The sequence below is a fragment of the Lysinibacillus sp. FSL M8-0216 genome (assembly GCF_038595555.1).
Taxonomy (GTDB): Bacteria; Bacillota; Bacilli; order Bacillales_A; family Planococcaceae; genus Lysinibacillus; species Lysinibacillus fusiformis.
On sequence record NZ_CP152007.1, the window covers coordinates 4,581,345 to 4,605,540 of the forward strand.

Annotated in this window: 20 protein-coding genes and 6 tRNA genes; 7 read left to right on the forward strand and 19 right to left on the reverse strand. The window is 37.6% G+C overall.

Going from position 1 to position 24,196, the window contains the following annotated elements:
- Positions 1 to 94: 94 nt before the first annotated feature.
- The 5 genes from MKX57_RS22835 to MKX57_RS22855 form a co-directional block, all read right to left on the reverse strand.
- The gene (locus MKX57_RS22835; RefSeq protein ID WP_342550644.1) at positions 95 to 1,741 is read right to left on the reverse strand and encodes a DUF4179 domain-containing protein; all 1,647 of its coding nucleotides are present in this window, start codon (positions 1,739 to 1,741) and stop codon (positions 95 to 97) included.
- The gene (locus MKX57_RS22840; protein ID WP_171365948.1) at positions 1,728 to 2,261 is read right to left on the reverse strand and encodes an RNA polymerase sigma factor; all 534 of its coding nucleotides are present in this window, start codon (positions 2,259 to 2,261) and stop codon (positions 1,728 to 1,730) included. Before MKX57_RS22840 ends, MKX57_RS22835 begins: the two co-directional genes overlap by 14 nt.
- Positions 2,262 to 2,615: 354 nt before the next feature.
- On the reverse strand, positions 2,616 to 3,977 hold the full coding sequence (locus tag MKX57_RS22845) for a TraB/GumN family protein (RefSeq protein WP_089985894.1): 1,362 nt from the start codon (positions 3,975 to 3,977) through the stop codon (positions 2,616 to 2,618).
- A 194-nt stretch (positions 3,978 to 4,171) separates the two neighbouring features.
- Positions 4,172 to 4,864 carry a stalk domain-containing protein gene (locus MKX57_RS22850; RefSeq protein WP_008175503.1) on the reverse strand — a complete coding sequence of 231 codons (693 nt, stop codon included), beginning with the start codon at positions 4,862 to 4,864 and terminating at the stop codon, positions 4,172 to 4,174.
- A gap of 325 nt (positions 4,865 to 5,189) precedes the next feature.
- Positions 5,190 to 5,903: an SDR family oxidoreductase gene (locus tag MKX57_RS22855; RefSeq protein ID WP_008175505.1), complete on the reverse strand. Its 714-nt coding sequence runs from the start codon at positions 5,901 to 5,903 to the stop codon at positions 5,190 to 5,192.
- A gap of 325 nt (positions 5,904 to 6,228) precedes the next feature.
- Here MKX57_RS22855 and MKX57_RS22860 point away from each other — a divergent pair, with 325 nt between their 5' ends.
- The 6 genes from MKX57_RS22860 (at position 6,229) to MKX57_RS22885 (ending at position 11,879) form a co-directional block, all read left to right on the forward strand.
- Complete coding sequence (locus MKX57_RS22860; RefSeq protein ID WP_008175508.1) at positions 6,229 to 6,567, forward strand: helix-turn-helix domain-containing protein; 339 nt, start codon at positions 6,229 to 6,231, stop codon at positions 6,565 to 6,567.
- A gap of 51 nt (positions 6,568 to 6,618) precedes the next feature.
- Entirely contained in the window at positions 6,619 to 7,224 is a 606-nt protein-coding gene (locus MKX57_RS22865; RefSeq protein WP_342550645.1) for a TetR/AcrR family transcriptional regulator, read from the forward strand.
- Positions 7,225 to 7,351: 127 nt separating this feature from the next.
- Positions 7,352 to 8,008, forward strand: a complete 657-nt coding sequence (locus MKX57_RS22870) for a DJ-1/PfpI family protein (protein WP_342550646.1) — start codon at positions 7,352 to 7,354, stop codon at positions 8,006 to 8,008.
- A gap of 142 nt (positions 8,009 to 8,150) precedes the next feature.
- Complete coding sequence (locus MKX57_RS22875; protein WP_342550647.1) at positions 8,151 to 9,746, forward strand: helix-turn-helix domain-containing protein; 1,596 nt, start codon at positions 8,151 to 8,153, stop codon at positions 9,744 to 9,746.
- Between the two features lie 108 nt (positions 9,747 to 9,854).
- The gene (locus MKX57_RS22880) at positions 9,855 to 10,832 is read left to right on the forward strand and encodes an ABC transporter substrate-binding protein (RefSeq protein WP_239355451.1); all 978 of its coding nucleotides are present in this window, start codon (positions 9,855 to 9,857) and stop codon (positions 10,830 to 10,832) included.
- Complete coding sequence (locus MKX57_RS22885; RefSeq protein WP_171365955.1) at positions 10,833 to 11,879, forward strand: NAD(P)/FAD-dependent oxidoreductase; 1,047 nt, start codon at positions 10,833 to 10,835, stop codon at positions 11,877 to 11,879.
- A 431-nt stretch (positions 11,880 to 12,310) separates the two neighbouring features.
- Here MKX57_RS22885 and glmS read toward each other — a convergent pair whose 3' ends face one another.
- From glmS to MKX57_RS22955, 14 genes are all read right to left on the reverse strand, one after another.
- Positions 12,311 to 14,113 (reverse strand): glutamine--fructose-6-phosphate transaminase (isomerizing), encoded by a 1,803-nt coding sequence (glmS, locus tag MKX57_RS22890; RefSeq protein ID WP_090002159.1) that lies wholly within the window; start codon positions 14,111 to 14,113, stop codon positions 12,311 to 12,313.
- A gap of 772 nt (positions 14,114 to 14,885) precedes the next feature.
- Positions 14,886 to 15,401: a type 1 glutamine amidotransferase domain-containing protein gene (locus MKX57_RS22895; RefSeq protein ID WP_090002163.1), complete on the reverse strand. Its 516-nt coding sequence runs from the start codon at positions 15,399 to 15,401 to the stop codon at positions 14,886 to 14,888.
- 130 nt (positions 15,402 to 15,531) lie between these two features.
- Positions 15,532 to 16,884 carry a phosphoglucosamine mutase gene (glmM, locus tag MKX57_RS22900; RefSeq protein WP_090002165.1) on the reverse strand — a complete coding sequence of 451 codons (1,353 nt, stop codon included), beginning with the start codon at positions 16,882 to 16,884 and terminating at the stop codon, positions 15,532 to 15,534.
- Between the two features lie 218 nt (positions 16,885 to 17,102).
- On the reverse strand, positions 17,103 to 18,179 hold the full coding sequence (locus MKX57_RS22905) for a CdaR family protein (protein ID WP_008175531.1): 1,077 nt from the start codon (positions 18,177 to 18,179) through the stop codon (positions 17,103 to 17,105).
- The gene (cdaA, locus tag MKX57_RS22910) at positions 18,172 to 19,008 is read right to left on the reverse strand and encodes a diadenylate cyclase CdaA (protein ID WP_012296035.1); all 837 of its coding nucleotides are present in this window, start codon (positions 19,006 to 19,008) and stop codon (positions 18,172 to 18,174) included. Before cdaA ends, MKX57_RS22905 begins: the two co-directional genes overlap by 8 nt.
- Before the next feature lie 149 nt (positions 19,009 to 19,157).
- Positions 19,158 to 19,784: an anti-sigma factor gene (locus MKX57_RS22915; RefSeq protein WP_008175536.1), complete on the reverse strand. Its 627-nt coding sequence runs from the start codon at positions 19,782 to 19,784 to the stop codon at positions 19,158 to 19,160.
- Positions 19,785 to 19,797: 13 nt separating this feature from the next.
- Positions 19,798 to 20,361 (reverse strand): RNA polymerase sigma factor SigW, encoded by a 564-nt coding sequence (gene sigW, locus MKX57_RS22920; RefSeq protein ID WP_004225410.1) that lies wholly within the window; start codon positions 20,359 to 20,361, stop codon positions 19,798 to 19,800.
- Positions 20,362 to 20,494: 133 nt separating this feature from the next.
- Complete coding sequence (gene rocF / locus MKX57_RS22925) at positions 20,495 to 21,400, reverse strand: arginase (protein WP_008175543.1); 906 nt, start codon at positions 21,398 to 21,400, stop codon at positions 20,495 to 20,497.
- Positions 21,401 to 21,585: 185 nt separating this feature from the next.
- Positions 21,586 to 21,658 (reverse strand) — tRNA-Lys (locus tag MKX57_RS22930).
- 12 nt (positions 21,659 to 21,670) lie between these two features.
- Positions 21,671 to 21,745, reverse strand: a tRNA-Gln gene (locus tag MKX57_RS22935).
- Positions 21,746 to 21,759: 14 nt separating this feature from the next.
- Positions 21,760 to 21,843 (reverse strand) — tRNA-Tyr (locus MKX57_RS22940).
- An 18-nt stretch (positions 21,844 to 21,861) separates the two neighbouring features.
- Positions 21,862 to 21,937 (reverse strand) — tRNA-Val (locus MKX57_RS22945).
- A gap of 72 nt (positions 21,938 to 22,009) precedes the next feature.
- Positions 22,010 to 22,084, reverse strand: a tRNA-Glu gene (locus MKX57_RS22950).
- 111 nt (positions 22,085 to 22,195) lie between these two features.
- Positions 22,196 to 22,272, reverse strand: a tRNA-Asn gene (locus MKX57_RS22955).
- A gap of 266 nt (positions 22,273 to 22,538) precedes the next feature.
- On the opposite strand from MKX57_RS22955, the gene MKX57_RS22960 reads away from it, so the two are divergent.
- On the forward strand, positions 22,539 to 24,116 hold the full coding sequence (locus MKX57_RS22960; protein WP_089987407.1) for an acyl--CoA ligase: 1,578 nt from the start codon (positions 22,539 to 22,541) through the stop codon (positions 24,114 to 24,116).
- Positions 24,117 to 24,196: the final 80 nt, after the last annotated feature.

The window sequence follows — 24,196 nt, forward strand, 5'->3', positions numbered from 1 at the left end:
TATTATTGTAAGTAAAGCAATTATGGACATAATGAGTAAAAAACCCCATCTATTTGAGTTTTGATTGTCCAAATAGATGGGCTGATTTGCCTCCTTATTCTCCTATTATTAGAGGTATACGGAGTTCTTCATCAGGTTGTTGCGTTGTATAATTATAAATATAAATATCAAGCTCTATCTCCTTGAAATTTTTATATTCATCCATTCGCATATTATTATCATCACCAAGTATACCTGCAATTATTGGCATACCATAGTTTCGATCTTTATGATCAAGATAATAGGTCTGAGTGACACCACCAAATGTAGGATCAGAGCTAAAGGATTCAATATAAAGATTATTGTCCTTCATGTAGTATGTCCATGTAATTGGATATTCTCCAACCATCGACGTTTTACTTTGAGGTTTCTCTGTTATATCAGTTAAGCGTATCGGTTGTGGATCACCATCAACTATATCAACACGATGTTTAGCAACCAATGTCATTGTTTTATCCACCAACGAGGAAACATCTACCCCCTTCAGTTCAAAACGGAGCTCTGTTTTATAGGGATCGTTTTCTTCATCCCATCTTCCTCCATCTAAAAGTACTCCCCCAATATTTAGCTGATAATCTTTGTAAGGAATATGCGCATACTTCTCTTTATGTTTTAGTACTAAACGTACTTGTGTTGGTGTAACTTTCATTTCATGAATGACTGTTCCACCAGTTGCATTTTCTAATGGAATATTGACAACTTTTTTAAAAGATCCCTTTTTTAATTTTTCCTTGGACAGATTCATATCTATACTCCAAGTATTTTCTGCAATACTTAATGTATGCTCGTATGTTAGATTGAACTGTGTCCCTTTCGCCCGTAAACTTTCTGAGGAGAAAATTTGCTGACTAAAGTATTCCCCTGTTGCTCCTGGTGTTCCAAACACTGGTGTCCCCACGTCTTGAATAGGCTGATTCTTATCATTGACTGCTTTGATACGTACCCATTTATCCTTCATTTTTGAATCTGTAAACGTAACAGCAGAATGAAGCATTACTTTTCCCTCTGGCTGCTCAAATATTTGTAATGTGACATTATCAATTCCATCCTTTTGAATGGCGAAATGCTGCGTATTAAAGTCATTAGGATTATAACTAATAGATTGCTCCTCATCACCTATCGCATAAATATTCTTTATTGAAAAATTAATATCTGATAGTTGATCTTCTGCAACCCAGTCTGTCTCGAAATATCCTTGGAAAACACCAAGATCATCATCCCATTGATGTACATAATTTCCTTTAATCAAATCACCCTCAGAGTTTTTAAATCCAATTTGATCAAAACTAATATTATTTCCATCCCAAGTGGCATCAGGCTTCAAACTATATAGAAGGAAAGTTCTATTTTCATCAATAAACGCTGTGTGTACCGTTAACGTAAATCCGTCCTTCGTAATGGATTGCTCAATCGTCTGGCCTAAGCCTTGCGCTAATGCCGATTGAATACCAGCTCTATATGAAAGAATGTTTGACCAATCATAATTCAGGGCTGCATAAACTGGCGTGGCCATTAGCGCGACAGCTAGTCCAGCCACCAAAGCGAATTTCTTTCTTCTGCGGGGGCGTTGTTCAACCGTTTCACCTTCGGTAATCTTTAACTCATCTTGTTCAATAGAGCTCCACATTTGTTCAAAATCAGGATACACCATATTATGATCTGCCTTCATACCTTTTTTCAGCTTCTGTTCAGTGCGTTCCAAATTGATTCTCTCCCTTCAACCATAGATTTTGATTTCGTTCCAATTTTTTCCTAATTATTTTTAATGCTTTATGCAGCCTCGACTTCACTGTACCTACAGGAATTTTTAACGTTTCTGCGATTTCTACTAACGACAATTCACCTATAAAACGAAGGGTGACAACGGCCATAAGCTTTTCTGGCAGTTGCTTGAGCAATTCCTCCCATTCCTCCCCAGCTACCTTCTCCATTACAATAGTGTCTACAGACTTAACCAATGCCGTATTCTGCTCATGTAGAAGTTGAACCTGACCTTGTTTTTTCAATTGAGCTTGCTTTCTTTTTAACAAGTTTAAGCATTGGTTCATCGCAATGCGCATAATCCAAGCACGTGTATGCTCAATGCTTTTCCAATCCTGACGGAACACGGTGACAAATACATCATGGCAGAGATCTTCCGCATCTTGTGCATTTCTTAGCATGTAATAACAGGTACGGTATACATCCTTATTGTATGAATCAAATAATTCTCGTTCTGTCAATCTGAGTCACTCCTTTCTGACTGTTCTACTTTATAAACAAATGACTACTAGAAAAGGTTCATCTTTTTTAGAACTTCCTTGTTATGTAATTCAATTAAAAACCTCACAATAAAAACAGATGGCATTAGAGTGGTCCATTATAGGACGTCTAAACCATCTGTTTTTAGCTTGTAGACAGCAATAAGTAGTGACATCATTGGGTCTAGAAATTTTTGTTCCTTTATATTTTTACTTATTATGGTGGTATTTTACAAAAAAGTATATCTTAAGATAATCATAGTTATCGATGAATATCGGTGCAACTAAAAATGACAACCCTAGCTACGTTCATAGCTTTGGGTTGCCTTTATAATTTTATTGATAAAACGGCTTTACATCGTATCCGTTTTGCTCCAAATGATAGCGAATATTTTTATCTACTAGGAAATGTCCTGATCCCACAACAACAAAGTACTTTCCTTTTTTCTCTTCAAGAACATTCATGATTTTCTTGGCCATTTGCTCATCACGTAAGCCGAAAAGCATTTCATTGAACTCAGATGATTGTCCCTCCATTGCTTGGAAGCTTTTTGCGAATTCTTCCACATTCCCTTGCTGCCAGCTTGTAAACCATTCTTGAAGAATTTCGGATTGATTTTCTTCAGATGGATTGATGATATTATCCAGCACAGCGACTAATGACTGTTCCTGTGCCTCTGGTGACAATGCATCAAACATATCTACCTGCGCTCTTGTACCTTCTAATTCAATCACTGGCTTTTGTTGCAACTGTGCGTTCAATAAAAAGTATATATCAATCCCGTGCATTGTCATTTCTTGTGGTGTCATTCCAAAGGAATCGTCCATTGCCAGCATTGATAATGCACTAGAAAGCATCCATGGCTTTTGTACTGTTAGTTCCTCCATTGGAAGATTGTAAAGCTTTGCGACTTGTTCTAACTTCGCATATGTTTCTGGTGCAACAGTATCTTTTAGTGTTTTGCCATCTGTATACATTGCTTTTTCTGCATAGTATTCGAGTGCTTCCGCATCCAGGATATTCGCCTCTACTAATAGCGCATCCGATTCATTGAATGCCTTTACTAGTTTGTTATTGAATGGATATAAATCGGGTGTTCCTAGATGAATGGAACCTAGTAAGTATACAAGTGTATCCTCATCCTGAACAACCCAAGCTACCCCGTTCGATCCTTGCTCTGCTAGCCCATATGTACTCTGAATGAAACGCACAGCCAATATTACAGCCTGTTGAGTCGTTGCCTTGCTCTCCAGCTGTAATCCATTAGCAGAGCCTTGTAATATATGATGCTCTTTCATAAATTGAATAGGATCTTTACCAACCGGTAAATCATAACGCGCTACAATATTATATAAACGTTTTACAATATCCCCACGTGTGTTATCATTCTTCACACTCACTGGTTTATATTGTTTGTTTTCATCTAAACCTAGAGAAGCAATTTTCTTTTCTGTTAAAGCTAATAATTCATTTACTTTATCTACCGAAATTTCTTGAAGGAAACCATCGAAATACCATTCCATTGGAAAGATTCCGTATTTTTCACCCTCATTTAATGTTTCTATTGCCCACTCACTAATTGATGGTGTTAAAGGTAGTGACTGCTCCTCCGCATGGATCACAGGTACAACCGTTGTCAGCATCAATGAAGCCCCCAGCAAAATAGCGCTTGTACGTTTCATTATCTTTTTCATCATAAGATTTTCTCTCCCTTTTTCTACTTCCTTACCTACAACGTTTGAAATTATACCATAAATAGACCAACTATTTTATAAGTAAATGTGAAAATTTTTACAAAAATGTATTGACTTTAATTATGTCGAAATAGTTATTACATCCCTTTAAATAAGACGATGACACTCGTTCTTGTCATCGCCTTTTAATTTTAAGCTTATTGAGTAAATTTAGGATCCAATATACCTAAACCACTGCCTTCAATTTCAAACTTCACTTTTGAAGCACCTTCTAAATTAACATTAACCTTTACCTTATCTTTTATCGACCCGCTATCATAAATCAATTTATTATCTGCGTAAATTTTCATATAGCCTATGCCGAAAGAACCTGCCGCTAGCTTTTTAACAGGCGCTAGGTATGTTTCAAATGATTTATATTTTCCATTAGCCATGTATTCAACTGTATGATCTTGTACAGCCCCACCGCCGTGATAGCCACCTAGTTGATAGGATTGTTCAAACTTTTCTCCAGTACTAATAACGATAGAACTTGGGTTATGGAAGAAGTGATCTTCATCACTCCCAATAGGCTTTACATCTTTTAAAGAGATGAAGGTTGGAGCATCACCAATATAAATGGATTTTGATTTACCATCCCATGTCACATTTTTCCCTAAAGACTCAGCAATAAAACGCATCGGCACATAAGTAGTTCCTTCATAAATAAAGCCAGATTGACCCTCTTTTGGCTTTTTCTCAACCTTATCTACATAGTAATGAATCGTATCTTGAGAAACATTGATCTTTTTCAAACTGCTTGCTGCCTCTGTCGTTGAAAGGTAGGTGAAGGTTAAACCTCCTAATATAAAAAAGCCTAAATAACTCGTAATAATAAGTAGTTTTTTCATAGAGCACACTCCTTAATATATTTATATGTAATTATACCAAAAATTACATATAAATATTTCAACATATTGTTCAAAATAGAAAAAAACTGCTTATCACTTCTTTATTCATGAAGCAATCCTTATTCTACATAATTATATTTGGCTTTTAAACGAGGCTTAAGGTCACTAGGCTATACTTGTTTAATCTCACAGACTTTTGTTTATGAAATTGAAGCTTTCCACTTTTAATATGATTATTAGTATCTGAATATTACTTAAATCCGTATGGATTATTCTTATCTATCAAAAAATGAATGTTTAACTCCATTTTTCTTTTAGTTACTGATTATGCTAGTATGTGACCTCCTTCTACATGAAGAATGGTTCCAGTCACAAAACTATTTTGTAGCAAGTATAATATGCTTTGTGCAACATCTTCGACCCTCCCTATACGTTTAACTGGAAGTTTATTTTCAACAGAAGCATAAAAATTATTCCGTATTTCTTCTGGCATTTTATTACGAGAAGGTGTATCAATGATACCAGGTGAAACAATATTCACTCGGATTGGAGCAAGTTCTAATGCCAAAGTTTGGCCTAGATTAGAAACAGCTGCATTGACTGCACCTAGAGTTGCTGAACCAACCATAGATTTATAGGCCACAACCCCAGAAAATAAAGTAATGGAACCGTTTGGTAAAATTTTCAACGCGCCGTATTTTGCTGCATAATATTGTCCCCAAAATTTGTTTTCAAATAACTGTCGAGCCTGGACTGTACTTGTTTGGATGAATGAGCCCCCTGATGTTTCTGCTGCGCTTACTACAAGATGATCGAACGGACCGACTTTTTCAAAGAAAGACACAACTTGCTGTTCTTGTGTTGTATCTAGTGTGTAAGCTATAGCCTTCACCCCCAATTGCTCTTTTGCTTTCCGTAATTTATCTTCAGATCGACTTGCAATGATTACTTCAGCACCTTGGGCTAATAGTTGTTTCGCTGATTCCAAGCCAATCCCAGAGCTCCCACCAATAATGACAACCTTTTTATCTTTTAACATGTTTTTACCTCCTATATTTCCAAATAGTAAATTAAAAATTCAATTTCTCTGGCATTTGTATATCACGCTTTCATTCATAATGGGTACTGATAGTAAAGGTACTTATTATAAGATCTACGCTTAAGGATAGTTGATATTTTGTTGAAATCTCACTAAATTTCATTACCCCCTTAATCTAGTAATGGATTAACAAAGCCAACGATATTATATATATAGTTACTTCATTTTCGGAAGTAGTGATATTTATTTCACAAAGTTTCTAGAAGTATACTATTGTGATAATATAAGGTGAATTAGACAAAAAAATTTTAGGAGGCTGTTTCTGATGAGTGTGATTGAGCCAGTCGTGTTGACCAAAGGAACTCCAGGTGAGACTTGTCCCATCGCTAAAACACTGGATATAATTGGAACAAAATGGACATTTTTGATAATTCGTGATCTGCTTATAGAAGGAACGATGCGCTTTAGTGACCTATTGAAATCAATGGATGGAATTAGCCCGAAAACACTTTCCCTCCGCCTTAAAGTGTTGGAGGATCAAGGTATTTTAGAAAGAAAGGTATTCCCTGAGGTTCCCCCTCGCGTGGAATATACGCTAACAGAAAAAGGAAAGGGATTGGAAGGTATTTTTATTGAACTAAAAAGATTTGGACTAAATTTATAAAAAATAAACCTTTAAATGTAAGCTATCATTGTGCAAAATGGAGGAAATTCAATGAATAAAGAAGATCAAATACGTGATCTTATTATCCAAACTTCTCTAAGTTTATTTAATAAAAAAGGTTACAACCAAACTTCTATTCAAGATATTATGACTGCCACGGCATTACCTAAGGGTGCCATTTATAGACGTTTTGAAAATAAAAATGACATAGCCATTGCTTCCTTCACCTATTCTATGAAGATTATTTGGGATCATTATTTTGAAGCAATAAAGTCTAAAATAACAGCGACAGATAAAATAATTGCTATGTTTGAAGTTTATCAAGATGCGGTTCATACCCCACCAGTTGATGGTGGATGTCCGCTACTGAATACAGCCATTGAAAGTGATGATGGATTCCCAGAACTACATGAGTTAGCTGCTAATGCACATAAAGAAACCCTACTTTTTTTACAATCAATCATTGAAGAAGGAATACATGCCAAAGAATTTAGGCAGCATGTAAATGCTTATTCCCTAGCATCTTTTTTATTCTCTACTTTAGAGGGTGCTGTCATGTCTAGTCGTTTAGCTTTAAATAACGATCATATGAATCATAGTATTGAACAGATCACATACCTTTTACAACAGTACGCACCAAAGAACCAAGAGGTTTAAAATACAATACCTCTTGGTTTTCACTGAAATGTAATAATTATATTGTTGAAAAAAAATGCATTTGCGTTTAAGATTATCTTGCGGACCGGACGGTTCGGTCCTAATATATTTTAAAGGAGAGATAGTTTTGGAAATAGCAATTTTACTTTACGATGGGATTACAGCTTTGGACGCAATTGGTCCATACGAGGTATTTGCAGCTACACAGCAATGTCATGTGAAATTTGTTGCTAAAGATAAAGGACTGATTAAACTAGATTCAAAAATGGGCTTTTTGCATGCAGACTATAGCTTTTCTGACATAACTTCTGCCGATATTCTTATTGTTCCTGGCTGTAGTCCACCTAACTTCAAAAATCCAATGAATGATGAAACAACGCTCAATTGGATTCGTAACATACATCAAACAACCAAATGGACAACATCCGTGTGCAATGGCTCTCTTATTTTAAGTGCAGCTGGTCTATTAAAAGGAATGAAGGCAACTAGTCACTGGGGTTCCTTTGATATCCTACAATCCCTTGGAACTATTCCAACAGATGAAAGAGTTGTGCGCCAAAATAAAATGGTCACAGCAGCTGGCGTCTCTTCTGGTATTGATATGGCTCTACAACTAGTTGCATGGGAATTTGGTGACGACCTTAGTATGGGAGTTCAGTTAATACTGGAATATGATCCACAGCCCCCATTTGATACAGGCTCTGTACAAAAAGCACCTAAGCCTTTAGTCGAAGATATAAAAAAAATGCTTCAGGCATTTTCAGAGAAAGAGCCTGATATGTAAACTCACCTTTTATACACCTCCTTAACACAGAGGTGTTTTCGTCATGATTTTTACGGTATTCATTTTGCTCTTACCGTTTTATGACGTTTGTTGTGACATTCCGTAGTATACTTTTATCACAACAAACTAAAGGAGTACATAAATGCTTGATTCTAATCCTAATTGGCTGGCACATTGCACAGAAATAAAAGATTTAGCCAAATCATTATTTCATAAATCGACGATACATCTTGATCGTGCGGCTCTCTTATTGATTACGGATGGCCAAACCACTCTATCTATTAATGGTCATAATGAGCATATTGTATTTGGGCATTTAATCGCCCTTGAAAATGATGCCGTTATCCAACTTACACATACAAATCGACTTGATTTTTCAGGCTATTTAATTAGCTTTGAGCTATATGATACAGAAATCAAATCAACCTGTAATTGGTCTATCGATACAACAAATGGTTACTATATTCAACGAGTGCCTGAAACGGTCATCGCAGATATTCGTATATCGCTTGCTATAAACACAGATCATCTCCATATTACTATTAAACAATTTATTTTATACAGCTTGTTGAAAGAATTACAACAAGAGAGACCAATAGATGAATACACCCTGGAACAAAGAATGAAACATACCGTTATTTATATGCAAAAGAAATATAATCAAATGATGACGAGAGATGAATTGGCAGCTATCGCTGGATATAGTCCATGGTATTATTCAAGAAAATTCATTGAGTTATATGATAAGACACCGATAGCTTATTTAATTAGTTATCGTATTTTCCGCGCACAGGAAATGCTATTAACAACAGATGATTTATCACAAAATATCGCAAAAAAAGTTGGCTTTGATGATGTGCAAAACTTTAGCCGACAGTTTAAACGTATTGTTGGTCGCCCACCTAAGCAATACAAAAAAACCGTTAGTGAATATCGTGTTTGCTATCTCTCACCTGCACATGCAGAAATTGCGATAGCATTAGGAGTTGTACCTAATTGTGTTACTGTAACTAACTCCCTGACTCCAAAGTATCAACAACTTCTTTTTCATGAAGTTGGTACAACCATTTTAGAAATGCCTCAATATGTGATTCAGCAGGACATAATTGTACAACAACAACCAGATTTAATTATCGGTGTCGACTTAACAGAGGAGACAAAACAGCAGTTCCAAACTATCGCCCCTGTTATCACTGGACTAACCTATGATCTACATTCACTCATCCGTTATTTTGGTAAATTGTTTAATAAAGAGAAGGAAGCTGCACAAATCATTCGCGAACTTACTACATATGTAGAGGTTCTAAAAAATAAAATACAACATCATATAATAAAAGATGCTACTGTCCTATACTTACGTGTGGAGGAGCTAGGTTACCGCTATCTCGGTGAATCTTCTAGTGACTCGGCTATCCTCTTATATCAGGAGCTGGGCTTGCAAATGCCTGAAGGATTGCGCGCAAATGCAAACAGTTTCAACATATGTTCCTTACAACAATTAGTGGCTGCCAATCCTACATATTTATTTATTGAAAAACGCATAATGGACTATTATACCGCCGACTTAAGCCTAGCTACTTTACAAAATGGTGAGCAGTGGGCAAATTTAGATGCGGTGAAAAATAACCGTGTTTTTTCTGTAGATACTGGTTTATGGATTAACAATTGTAGTGTATTTGGCAAAAGGGAGATTATGCAACAGATTGAACAAGCGATTTTAGGGAGTGTTTGCTTCTAGAACACAATAATCCAATTTTTAAGGCACTTTACGCCATAGTAGGGTTTAACATTACCTGTTATTATTTGATATTGATAATCATTATCAAATAAAAAGGAGCAATAATCCATGAAAAAAATGACGCCCTATATACTTCTTATACTTGTTGCTTTAGCTTTAGTTGCTTGCTCAAGTACTAACAAAGAAAGCGGAAATGAAGAAAAGGATCCAAAAGAAAAAAGCGAGCCAACAACACGTGTTGTAAAAGATGCCTACGGTGATGTCACTATCCCTACCGAGCCTAAAAATATATTAGTTCTTAGTTCTAACTATGCTGAAAACCTAATTGAAATCGGTGTAACGCCTCAAATGGTGACAGTTGTTGAAGAAATTGAACCTGAATATCGCTTTAACTTATTCGATGACAACCATGTTAAAATTATTCCAACTGTGCAATATGAAGACAATTTAGAAGTTATTCTTCAAGCAGCACCAGATGTCATTATTGCTCAAGGCGCAGCTATTGATGCTAAAAAATATGAAGCATTAAGTAAAATTGCCCCTACGGTAGCTGTTGAAGCCGGTGTTGCAATAGATGAATATGTACCTGTGCTTGGTGAACTGTTCAATAAAGAAAAAGAAGCAGAGCTTGCTCTACAGAAGTATAGAGACAAAATAGCAGATACGAAAGAGAAACTACATCAGGCTATAGGTGACGAAAAAATTCTTGTATTGCGTGTAGAACAAAATCAATATCGTGTGTTAGGCACTGAAAAGGGTAGTCCTGGTAGTGACATGTTATATACACAGCTGGGATTAAGTATTCCAACTAAGCTGAAGGATCATCATGATTGGTTCACCCCTATTTCCTTAGAAGTTTTACCTGAGATTGACGCAGACCATATTTTTGTTGAACAACGTCAAATGCAAAATTATAGTAGTGAACAATCCATGAAGGATTTAGAGAATAGCCCAATGTGGCAAGGAATGGATGCCGTGAAGGCAGGCAATGTTTACCCATTAAAAACAGCTGATTACGTTGTAGGTGAAGGTTTAGTTGGCTCTCCATTATTCCTTGATTATTTAGTTGAAAGGTTGGTGCGTTAAATGCAACAAGAAATTTATGATGTAATTATTATCGGTGGAGGCCCAGCAGGCATGTATGCTGCCTTTTACAGTGGCATGCGTGAAATGAAAACAAAAATTATCGAAGTAAAGCATGAACTAGGTGGATTTATGCGTACCTATCCCGAGAAATTAGTTTGGGATGTCGGGGGTATTGAGCCTGTTCGATGTGAAGAAATCATTCATTCCTTAATCAAGCAAGCGACGACATTTAATCCAACAATCGTCTTTGGTCAAGAAATTGTTGGCATGGAAAAACGCGATGATGGCATTTTTGTCTTAACAGCAAAAACAGGCGAGAAACATTATACAAAAACGATTATTCTAGCTACAGGACGAGGCATTACACGCATTCAGAAATTAACGGTAGAAGGCGCTGACCGCTATGAACTAAACAACCTTCATTATACAGTAACGAACATAAATAGATTTAAAGATAAACGTGTACTCATCTCTGGTGGAGGCGACTCAGCTGTAGATTGGGCTATTGAAATGGCTCCTATCGCCAAAGAAGTGTATGTCGTGCATAGACGTGATGACTTTAGTGCCTTTGAATCTTCTGTAACGCGCATGAAGTCTATCGTCACTACCTTTGTTCCCTATACGGTTTCTCGTTTACATGGTAATGGTAATAAAATCGAGCATGTCACATTACAGCATGTTCATTCAGATGATACAACAAACATTGAAGTAGACGAAGTACTTGTCAATCACGGGTTTGACCGAAACTTTGGTGGCGCCATTATGGATTGGGGCTTAGCTTCTGAAGAATGGGGCATTTCCGTTACACCAAAAATGTGCACTAGTATCCCCGGCATCTTTGGCGCAGGCGATATTGTAACGAACGAAGGGAAAATAAGACTGATTGCAGGCGCATTTAATGACGCGGTCCTCGCTGTAAATAGCGCCAAATTATACATTGACCCTACAGAAGCAAAAATGGCGGGCGTTTCTTCCCACAACGACCGCTTCGCTGAAAAAAATGAAGCGCTACAACAAAAGAATAAAGCTGTAACTACACATAGGTGATCAGTTACTATCTTCCCTGTTAGGTATAATCTAATGGGGATTTTTATTGAAGATATCTATGGAATTACAGTCCACTATACGGCTGTCAAATTCTATAAAAATAGCTGGGTCCCCTTGCTTCTATACTTACGAATTATTTTAAAAAATCTTTGATACAGCGATGATTTTTACGGTATGAGCTGGTTTCCTTCAGCTGTCCTAATATCTTGTCTGTTAGAACAAACCAAATATAAAGTAATTAACAACTATATTCATGAAACTGACTACAATATTTTTAGAAAATATTTACAAAACTCTTTAAAATTTAATTTACAATAATTGTAAAAAACTCGACCCATGGTTAATGGATCGAGTTTTAATTTCGATATTTTATTTCAGCTTATACAGCCTTTGAGTGTCATAAACTGAATTTTTTTGTCCCGAATGAATAATTACTCAACCGTCACCGATTTAGCTAAGTTACGTGGTTTATCCACATCACAACGACGGTGGAGTGCAGCATAGTAGCTGATTAACTGTAATGGCACTACCGATACAAGTGGCGTTAGGTATTCGTGAACATGTGGAATGACTAAGCGGTCTCCATCCTCATCGATACCAGCCATCGCAATAATACATGGATATGCACCACGCGCAGCAACTTCTTTCACATTACCACGGATGTTTAGCCCAACTGATGCTTGTGTAACAAGTGCAAACACTGGTGTTCCTTCTTCAATTAAAGCAATTGTTCCGTGTTTAAGCTCACCGCCAGCAAAGCCTTCTGCTTGGATATAAGAGATTTCCTTTAGCTTTAAGGCCCCTTCAAGGCTCACGTAGAAGTCCATATTACGACCAATAAAGAATGCATTACGCGCGATTTTTAAGTAGTCTTCTGCGATGTCTTCTAATACATCTTTTGAGTCAATCATTGTTTGGATACCGTTTGCGGCAATCGCAAGCTCTTGTTTTAAATCAAATTCTAAGCCTGTGCCATTTGCTTTTGCTGTTACGTATGCTGCTAAAGCAAGGACAGCAACTTGCGCCACATATGCTTTTGTAGAAGCTACCGCAATTTCTGGACCTGCATGTAATAACAATGTGTGGTCAGCTTCTCGTGATAGAGTTGAGCCAGGAACATTTGTAATCGTTAATGTTGGGTAGCCAAGCTCTTTAATTTTTACTAGTACCTGACGGCTATCTGCTGTTTCACCTGATTGTGTAATAAAGATAAATAAAGGTCTTTCTGAAAGTAATGGCATATTATAGCCAAATTCACTAGAAATATGAACTTCTACTGGAATACCAGCCATTTTTTCGAAATATTGTTTACCAATAAGGCCTGCATGATAGCTTGTGCCCGCCGCAATAATATATAAACGATCTGCAGTTCGCAATGCTTCTAAGATTTCTGTATCTATTGTTAGATCGCCATTGTCACCCTCATACGCTTGAATAATTTTGCGAATGACTGTAGGCTGCTCATCCATTTCTTTTAACATATAATGAGGATATGTCCCCTTTTCAATGTCGCTCATATCAAGCTCTGCTGTATATGGTGCACGTTCAACTACAGAACCATCTAGTTTTGTAATTTCAACGCTAGCCTTGTGTACAATGACAACCTCTTTGTCGTGAAGCTCTACATATTGATCTGTCACTTGCAGCATAGCCATTGCATCCGAAGCAACAACATTGAAGCCTTCACCAATTCCAACTAAAAGTGGGGATTTATTTTTCGCTACAAAGATTGTATCTGCAGCTTCTGCATCTAATAATGCAAGCGCATATGAACCATGTAGTAAAGATAATGTTTTACGGAAAGCATCTGCTGTGCATAAACCTTCCTTTACAAACAATTCTACTAATTGCACGATAACCTCTGTATCTGTATCAGATTTCATCGGAATGCCTTTTAAATACGTTTTTTGTAATAGATGATAGTTTTCAATTACCCCATTGTGCACAAGCGTAAAACGCCCTGATGCACTTTGATGAGGGTGAGCATTTAAGCGATTTGGTACACCATGTGTTGCCCAACGTGTATGACCAATACCAATTTTAGCAGCAACATCTTCATCTACTGCTCCTCTTAAGTCTGCGATACGTCCTTTTTCTTTAAAAACAGTTACGCCTTCTTCATTACGTACTGCAATACCTGCTGAATCATAACCACGGTATTCTAGTTTCTCTAAGCCTTTTAATAAAATTTCCTTTGCATCTGATTCACCAATATATCCTACAATTCCACACATAAATTCTCGTCCTCCGATATTGTCAATTTAACGCAATGACAAAGTAGACCTCATCTATCGAATTTTTAGAATGGACAGGCATGCTTTATTTTTATATAAAATAAAACACCCCCGTACATGCAATCAAATCATTCAGCCATCTGAATGGAGCATTCGATATGTGAAGTTTTCTACTATTCATCTATTGCTTTACAATACCTTCTCCATTTCCTGTACATTCAATCGCTCAAATGCTTTCAAAATGAAAAATGACAATCGGGTATGTCGATCGGGAGGTATCCGCCGAATTTTCGATAAACCTCCACCTCGTCTGCTGAAGATCCATTTCGTCCAATTTCTTCAGCTCAGGCGCTATAATTGTTTTCCGATTTTACGCTCTCTTTCCTCCTTTTGCGTTCGTTAAAGAACAAGGTCGGACCTCGTCTTCAACTTCTCCATCATACTCAATCATATGCTATCCGTCAAACTTTCGTTATAAAAAATACCTAGTGCTCTTGCTTTTTCGTGACAAATATGTAGACAAACAATTGTTAGTGGAGGCGAATTTGTAGAGAATCTGAGCGAAATGCTCAAAGAAGGTTTAAAGGGGATCGTATTCGAAATCATTAATCGTTGCACAATTTATGGGTATAAAATTGTCAAACAACGTACGATTATGGACTTTGAGGGTATAGCAGAAGGCATATTGATCTTGGTACAATCACAAATGCGCTCATCACATTATCCAAAAGATAACGAAAGACACAAGCCAAAACAGCTTGTGCCCTTTTTATTATTTACTAGCTAATAAATTTACTATTTCTCTATTAAAGGCAGGTAGGTCATCTGGTGTTCTACTTGTTACTAGTTGCTTTTGACAGACGAATACTTCTTCATCGTGGAATTTTACCCCTGCATTTTCTAAATCTACTTGAATGGATTTATAACCCGTGGCGTCACGACCATTTAGTGTTTTTGCCGTAATTAGTAGCTGCGGTCCATGACAAATGGCAAAGGTAGGTTTCATATCATCCATAAAGGATTTTACAAACGCCACTACTCGATCATCGGCGCGTAAGATATCCGGAGAAAAACCACCAGGTATAAACAGTGCATCAAAATCATTGGCCTTTACTTCATCAATGCCTTTATCAATTTTTACTGTTTCCCCATGTTTTCCTTTTACTTCTTTTCCTGCCTCTGTATCAATTGTTACTAGCTGATGTCCAGCCGCTTCTAAAGCTTCTTTAGGACTTGTAAATTCACTATCCTCGAACATATCGGTAATAACTGTAGCAATTTTAGCCATATCTATCAAACACTCCTTGTTATTGTGACTCCCTTTTACTGTTCCCCATCTTTTCTATTTCAAACATCCATTTCAAACAAGAAAAACTCGATTTCCTAAAAATGGAAATCGAGTTCATATTCTTCATTTACTATTCTGTTAAGCCCATTTCTGCACGTACAACATCGGCAATACGCTCAACAAAACGCTCACAATCTGTTTCTGTAGCAGCTTCCACCATTACACGAACAAGTGGCTCAGTACCTGAAGGACGTACTAAGACACGACCATTCCCTGCCATTTCCGCTTCTACCTCTGCAATCACAGCGGCCACTTTCGTATTTTCAGTCACTGCATGCTTGTCTGTTACGCGAACATTGACAAGACGCTGAGGATAGATTTTCATTTCAGCAGCAAGCTCCGACAGCTTCTTACCTGTTGCTTTCATAATGTCGACAAGCTGAATACCTGTTAGTAGACCATCGCCTGTTGTATTAAAATCTAAGAAAACAATATGCCCTGATTGTTCGCCACCTAAATTGTAATCATTAGCACGCATTTCCTCTACAACATAACGATCTCCTACTGCCGTTTGTATACTTCGCATACCGTTATCTTCGACAGCCTTATAGAAGCCCATATTGCTCATAACAGTTGAGACAATTGTTTGCTTCTTTAAACGACCAACTGCATTTAAATACTTTCCAATAATAAACATAATTTGATCACCGTCAACAATTTTACCGTTTTCATCTACAGCAATTAAACGGTCACCGTCCCCATCAAATGCTAGACCAACATCTGCATTCTTTTCCAATACAAACTTAGCTAGTCCCTCAGGATGCGTTGAACCTACACCATCATTAATATTTAGACCAGTTGGAGAAGCACCCATTGTAGAAATGTCAGCCTCTAGATCCGCAAAAAGATGCGTCGCTAATGATGAGGTAGCACCATGTGCACAGTCTAATGCTACATGGATACCATCAAATTCTTCATCCACTGTTTGCTTTAAGTATTGAATATACTTTTGTCCACCCTCGAAATAGTCACTTACAGATCCTAAATCAGCCCCTATTGGACGTGGTAATGTATCCTCTTGAGCATCAAGTAAAATTTCAATTTCCTCTTCTTGTGCATCTGTTAGTTTAAAGCCATCTGGACCAAAGAATTTGATGCCATTGTCCGCTACTGGGTTATGCGAAGCTGAAATCATGACGCCTGCATCTGCGCTCATAATACGAGTAAGATATGCCACACCTGGAGTTGAAATAATTCCGAGTCGCATTACTTCTACCCCAATTGATAAGAGCCCAGCAACAAGTGCACCTTCCAGCATCTCGCCTGAAATACGTGTGTCACGACCAATTAAAACCTTAGGACGGTCAGTTGCATCCTTCGTTAACACATAGCCACCTATACGGCCAAGTTTAAATGCAAATTCCGGTGTTAGTTCACTATTGGCGACGCCACGGACGCCATCTGTTCCAAAATATTTACCCATTCTACTTATTCTCTCCTTCAATGCAAGACTGTGTCATATTCATCCATAGACACTTGTCCGCTTACTTTTGGAAAAGTCTGCTTTTGTTTATTCATTGGTAATTTTTAATAGTCCACTCAGTTAGTTTGTTTGGTGAATATATTGCGGTCTACCCACCAAAACAAACCCCGGTTAGATTTTTGATTTAGAATCAAAATAAAATTATAGTCAGATATTGTTTAAGAATCAATATCTTCCGTTTCATCGGTTGGCGTATTTTTATCAGTAGTAGTACTATCATCCTTCACATCAGTTTCTTCAGTTGGAGGTGGCGCTTCCTCTGTAGAAGCTGGTGTTTTCTGCTCTTCTTCCTTCTCTACTTTTGTAATATCTGCCTTCACTTTTATTTTCTTATCAGATATTTTTGTCACACCATCTGGTAATTTTACATCAATTTCATAAGTTTTTGACTCTGTAATTTTTGACAGGTCTACTGTTATTGGAATTTCTGTTAAACCATCAATAATCGATTTTCTGCCATATACTTTAATCATTTTTTGCGTAAATGTTAAAGAATTGATCGTTATATCATCCAATGCTTGCCCTGTTTCCCTCAAAACAACCGGGAGTTCTCGACTATATTCCCCAATATCTACTTGAACATTAACAGTATCAGGTTCAATTGTCACATCAAGTTTATTTAAGTCTCGATCTAATACTTTTACTGCCGCGTCCTGAGTGAAGGATTGCTTCAAGCCTGGCTCTCCAGCAACAGTTGCTTTTACATAGCTGATGCTTTCAATAGCACTTTTTGCACCTGTCACGTAAACAGTCGGTGGATCAGCTACCATATCCTTTAAAATATACCCTTCTTCTATTAGTCGAGTATTCATTTCAGGGTCCACTCGGAACTCTTTCGTGACCTTTTCCTCAATATTTACATGAATAGTTGCAGGGTCTAATGTAACCTTTAACTTATCAGAAATATTTTCGTATTGTAGCTTTACATCATGCTCGCCAATCAATAGATTACTTAAATCAACAAATACTGAGAAATCCTTTGTTGCTCTTGTTTTTATAACAACAGGCATTGGCCCTTTTATCTTCACATCTACTGTTTCAGGTAAACCTGTTACAATCAGATTCTCATTATCATAATAAACATCTACTGGCACATCACGAATAATATCAGTCTGTTCAGTGGTGGTTGTTGTATTGATTGGAGATAGCTCGGTACGAACTGAGAAAAAAAGCAAAAATGCTAAAAATAGCGCGATGATTCTTAATACCCAAGGGCTATCCATCATTTTATCCATTCTTTTTCCCCCTCCAAGTTAACTTAGAGGCTGCATTTGACTCTTGTGCTGATCCGAACCACATTTTTCGCAATAGTGTCTCGAACTCCTCTAGAGAAAGATTACGATGGAGATTACCATTCAACGTAATACTAATGGCGCCTGTTTCCTCTGAGACAACGATTGTAATTGCATCCGTAACTTCACTTAACCCAAGCGCAGCACGATGGCGTGTCCCTAACTCCTTTGAAATAAATGGACTTTCAGATAGAGGTAAATAACAAGCTGCCGCTGTAACTTTATCTCTTTGCATAATAACCGCCCCATCATGTAGTGGCGTATTCGGTATAAAGATATTAATTAGCAATTCTGAAGAAATTTCAGCATTTAGACCTATACCTGTTTCAATATATTCGTTAAGACCTGTTTCTTTTTCAATTGAAATTAACGCACCTATTCGACGTTTAGCCATATAACTTACAGATTTTTTCATAGCCTCTATAAGCCTTGTTTGCTCCTCGTCTTCTTGACTAGATGATCGTTGGAAAAGTTTACCTCTACCAATTTGTTCTAAGCCTCGTCTGATTTCAGGTTGGAAGATGATAATAATCGCTAAGAAACCAAATTCAATGACCTGCTGTAACATCCAGCCTAATGTTTGTAACCCTAAAAGGTCTGTTGCAATTCGTGCAATAATAATGACGAAAATTCCCTTAAGTAATTGGACAGCCTTCGTACCTTTAATGAGGGTTAAGACCTTATAAACAACGTACCAAACGAGCAGTACATCGATGAAGTTAATAACAATATTCACAGGCGTTAAATCTGTGAAATGTTCAATAATTTGCACGTGGCATCCCCCACTTTTCATTACGAATCCATACACATTCAAGTATAGCACATTCTTATCAAATGTAACTTTTTTCAAATAAAAAGTCTACTCAGAAGAGTAGACCTTTCAGCCTCTCACGTGCACTATTTTTTAGGACGTATAGAGTGTTATTTAGTTTCTTCCTTTTCATCAAATGTCATGGCTGATTTTACAGAGTTTTTAATTGTATACCATAACCATTCAAATACTTCGTCAATTTCTTCAATTCTCCCTGAAACTACCGCTGAAGATGCCATGTATTGCCCGTTTATGACTGTGACGTTACCATCAACTTCTCCTTCAACAACCAAATCGCCATTTTTCACAACAATATCGCCCTTTACAACTTCTCCTTCAGGTACGATAACCGTTTGACCATCCACAACTAAATTGGGCTGCTTGGTCACAGAGAAATGCTGGTCATCCATAAAGCTACCGAGCAAGGTAGCACTCATAAATAAACAAAATACTGCTGCTGCCACAAAAAGTGGATGTCGACGTATCCATTTTTGTATGCCTACTCGACTTTTTGGTTTTGGTAAACGAGCCATTACTGCTGCTTCAAAATCCGGAGGCGCTGTAATATGGGAAGCACTCTTCACAAAGGCGATTGTTTCACTCAATTCATGCATCAACTGTTTACAATCATTACATGTATGCAAGTGTTGCTTTAACTCTTGCTCATGCTCACGACTAATGTCACCGTCTAAATAATCATGCATATAATCAATAATATGCTCTGGACAAGTATTCATGACGCTCCCCCTCCTACAGATTGTTTAACTGCTTACGTAATGCCTCACGTCCGCGGTGAATTCTCGTTTTCACCGTTCCAAGCGGCATATCTAAAATCTCGCTAATCTCTTGCAACGATAACTCTTCTATATATTTCAATACTATAACCGAACGGTATTTATCCGGTAAACGTCCAATTTCGTATTGAATGCGATCTTGCAGCTCCATTTGCTCTAACTGCTCCTCTGGTAGCTGGTCGTCTGCTGCGATTTGTGAATACATATCAAGCCCTTCTGTACCAGCTACTTCTGCATCTAAATAATAATCCGGTTTCTTTTTCCGAATCCGATCTATACAGAGGTTTGTCGCTATGCGATAAAGCCACGTGGAAAACTTTCTTTTCTGATCAAAAGTATGCAAATTCATATATGCCCGAACAAAAGCTTCCTGAGCAATATCTTCAGATTCTTGTTTGTTACCTAACATTCGATAGCATACTTGGTACAGTTTGTGCTGATAGAGACTCACAATATCGGCAAATGCGTTTTGATCGCCTTTAAGCACTTGTTTTATTCTCTTATTTACTAACGCATCCATTGTGTTGACTTCTCCACCTTTACAACTGTCTTATACTATACGACCCATCAATAAGAAAAGTTTCGTTTTATTTCAATTATAGCAAAAGATTTTTATGCAATGTGGCAACAGGCAATTTTTTGAAAAATTTTCTTTAAACTAAAGTTTCTCCAAATAAAGATCCCATTAAAGCAACAGCTACATTTGCTGTTGTATTTTTCTCGTCTAATATCGGATTAACTTCTACAAACTCTGCTGAAGTTAACATTCCAGACTCTTGTAACATTTCCATCGCTAAATGACTTTCTCGATACGTAATTCCACCTGGCACTGGTGTTCCAACACCTGGTGTATAAAGAGGGTCAAGTCCATCTAAATCCAGCGATAGGTGTAATCCATCAACATCTCGCTCTTTTAAATAGGCAAGTGCATCTTCCATAACACGCGTCATGCCAAGTCGGTCAATTTCATGCATAGTGTATACTTTAATCCCTTGTTCACGAATCAAATCACGCTCACCAGGATCTACAGAACGAGCTCCTATAATAATAACGTTTTCTGGCTTAATTTTTGGCACATTATTACGAATTTGAACTAAACGTTCATGCCCAAGCCCAATACTAACTGCTAAAGGCATTCCATGTATGTTGCCGGAAGGTGTAGTTTCAGGTGTATTTAAATCTGCATGTGCATCATACCAAATAACACCTAGATTTTTATAATGTTCCGCTAATCCTGCAAGTGTCCCAATAGCAATACTATGGTCACCACCAAATACAAGTGGGAATTTTTTTTGTTCGACTACTTCATGTACGCTATTAGCTAAAGCCGTACTAACTTCTACTACTTCCTCTAAATTCAATAACTTTTCATCTACTGTCGCGTTTGCATGCTTTTGACTAACACGAATATCCCCTTGATCTTGTACCTCGTGTCCAATACTTGCTAAACGTTCAACAACGCCTGCATAACGAATAGCACTTGGTCCCATATCTACGCCTCGGCGTGTTTGTCCGTAATCTGTTGGTACTCCAATAATAGAAATATTAAGTTTATTCATGTTTTTATACCCCCTAAAAGTTATAAGACTATTGTAAAGCCTACTTACCACTTGGCTCAACCCAACATAAATACGCATATTTATTCATTTTCAAATAACATAAAAAAATCTCCTACTGTTTTCAGTAAGAGACTAGTTATCTGTATTTATTATATCACTTTTGAATATATTTTATTCTATAAAAGTGAGCCATGAAGGACTCGAACCTTCGACCCTCTGATTAAAAGTCAGATGCTCTACCAACTGAGCTAATGGCTCATAAAAGAAAAATGGCTGGGGTACTAGGATTCGAACCTAGGCATGACGGAATCAAAATCCGTTGCCTTACCGCTTGGCTATACCCCAATCATTTATAAAACTGGTGGAGGGGGACGGATTCGAACCGCCGAACCCTAAGGAGCGGATTTACAGTCCGCCGCGTTTAGCCACTTCGCTACCCCTCCGAAATAACACAAGAATAATGGTGGAGGATGACGGGCTCGAACCGCCGACCCTCTGCTTGTAAGGCAGATGCTCTCCCAGCTGAGCTAATCCTCCATAGAAACAGGTGTGTTATATCACAGTTTATTTTCATTTTAAAGCCTGTACATCATGATGATGTATTTTAAATGGTGACCCCTACGGGATTCGAACCCGTGTTACCGCCGTGAAAGGGCGGTGTCTTAACCACTTGACCAAGGGGCCAAACTTATGTCTCAAACAAGACAAGAATTATGATAACATTATTTCTACATTCTTGCAACACTTTTCTACATTTTTTTATGTATAAAGCCATCTTAAAAATGAGCAAAAAAATGGCTCCGAAGGCAGGACTCGAACCTGCGACAACCTGATTAACAGTCAGGTGCTACTACCAACTGAGCTACTTCGGAACAATACTATTCAAATCGGTCTTAGACAACCTCTTAAGTACATTTATTATTATAGCAAGCATTCTAAATAATGCAACATATTTGTGTAAAATATTATATTTTTTTGTCGAGAATTTCTTAAATAGTACTTAGAAAGTATAATAGTTCTCTATTAAATCTAAAATTTCTATTTTGTGTATTAAATATTCTTGCTGTATATTATTGCAATTGTTAAAATAAAAATAGTTTTATGAATTTTCTATCATTTTAGGGGGAGGAATGTTCAAATGGTAATAGAGGATTTAATTGCACCGGATGTTTATAACATCACAGAGGAATTAGAAAAGTTTTCGCAAGATAGTGAACGCCAAGCTATACGTTGGTTAAATACACAACAAGAGAGACAAACCGTTACTTACGTAGAACTTGTTCAAAAAATGAATCAATACGCGAATGCCTTTACGAAGAAGGGGCTTCAAAAAGGAGATCGTGTATTAGTTATTATTCCTCGCCTACCTGAGGCCTATTTTGTTTTCCTAGGCTGTTTAAAAGCGGGTATTGTTCCTATTTCCTGTTCAGAGATGTTGCGCGCAAGTGATTTAGAGTATCGTATGGAGCATTCTTCTGCCAGTGCCGTTATCGCCTATGAAGTATTTACTAGTGAAGTAGACAAAATTTCGTCTTCTGTCGATGCTTTAAAAAACAAAATGGTCATCGGAACAGCTACAGGAGATTGGACTTCTTTAGATGAATTGGCTAGCTCTCAGCCAAATACATTTACGGCTGTTGCTACTAAACGCGATGACATGGCCTTCCTTTCTTATACTTCTGGAACAACAGGTAAGCCTAAAGGCGTCGTCCATTCTCATGGCTGGGGCTATGCACATATTCGAACAGCGGCTGCACAGTGGCTTTGTGTACGTGAAGGAGACTTAGTATGGGCAACTGCAGCTCCAGGCTGGCAAAAATGGATTTGGAGCCCGTTCCTATCTACTATTATGTTGGGAGCTACTGCCTTTGTTTATCATGGTGGATTTGATGCAAAAACATATCTTCAACTGTTGCAGGATGAAAAGGTTAATGTTCTTTGCTGCACCCCAACTGAGTATCGTATCATGGCGAAACTTGAGAATTTAAAAGACTATAATCTATCTTCTCTTCGTAGTGCTGTCTCTGCTGGTGAGCCATTAAATCGACCAGTCATTGAAACATTTAAGAATCACTTTGGTTTAAAAGTCCGCGATGGTTATGGTCAAACTGAAAATACATTACTCATTGGTACTTTGGAAAACACGGAGCTACGACCTGGTTCCATGGGTGTCCCAACTCCAGGTAATATTGTACGTATTATCGACAATGAAGGCAATGAGGCACCTGTTGGCGAGGTTGGCGATATTGCGATACACAAATCATCGCCAGCCTTGTTTAAAGAGTATTATCGTGAGCCTGAGCGCACACAAGCGGCATTCCGCGGTGAATGGTACATTACAGGTGATCAAGCAAAATGTGATGAAGATGGTTACTTCTGGTTTGAAGGTCGGGGCGATGATATTATTATTTCATCTGGTTATACGATTGGTCCATTTGAAGTGGAAGATGCCTTAAACAAACATGATGCTGTACAAGAGTGTGCTGTGGTAGCTGCTCCAGATGAAATTAGGGGGCATATTGTCAAAGCCTACGTAATCTTACGAGATGGCTATAAGGGACACAATGAAGAAGAACTAATCAAGGAGCTACAGGAGCATGTAAAAGCACTGACGGCTCCTTATAAATATCCTCGTAGTATTGTCTTTATCGATGAGTTACCAAAAACAACATCTGGGAAAATTCGTCGTATCGAACTACGAGCAGCAACTGTCTAAAATAGTAAGGAGGCATTTCATTCAAAGAAATGCCTCCTTACTTTATCTACTTTTTAGAATTTTAGACAGAAAAAAAGCCA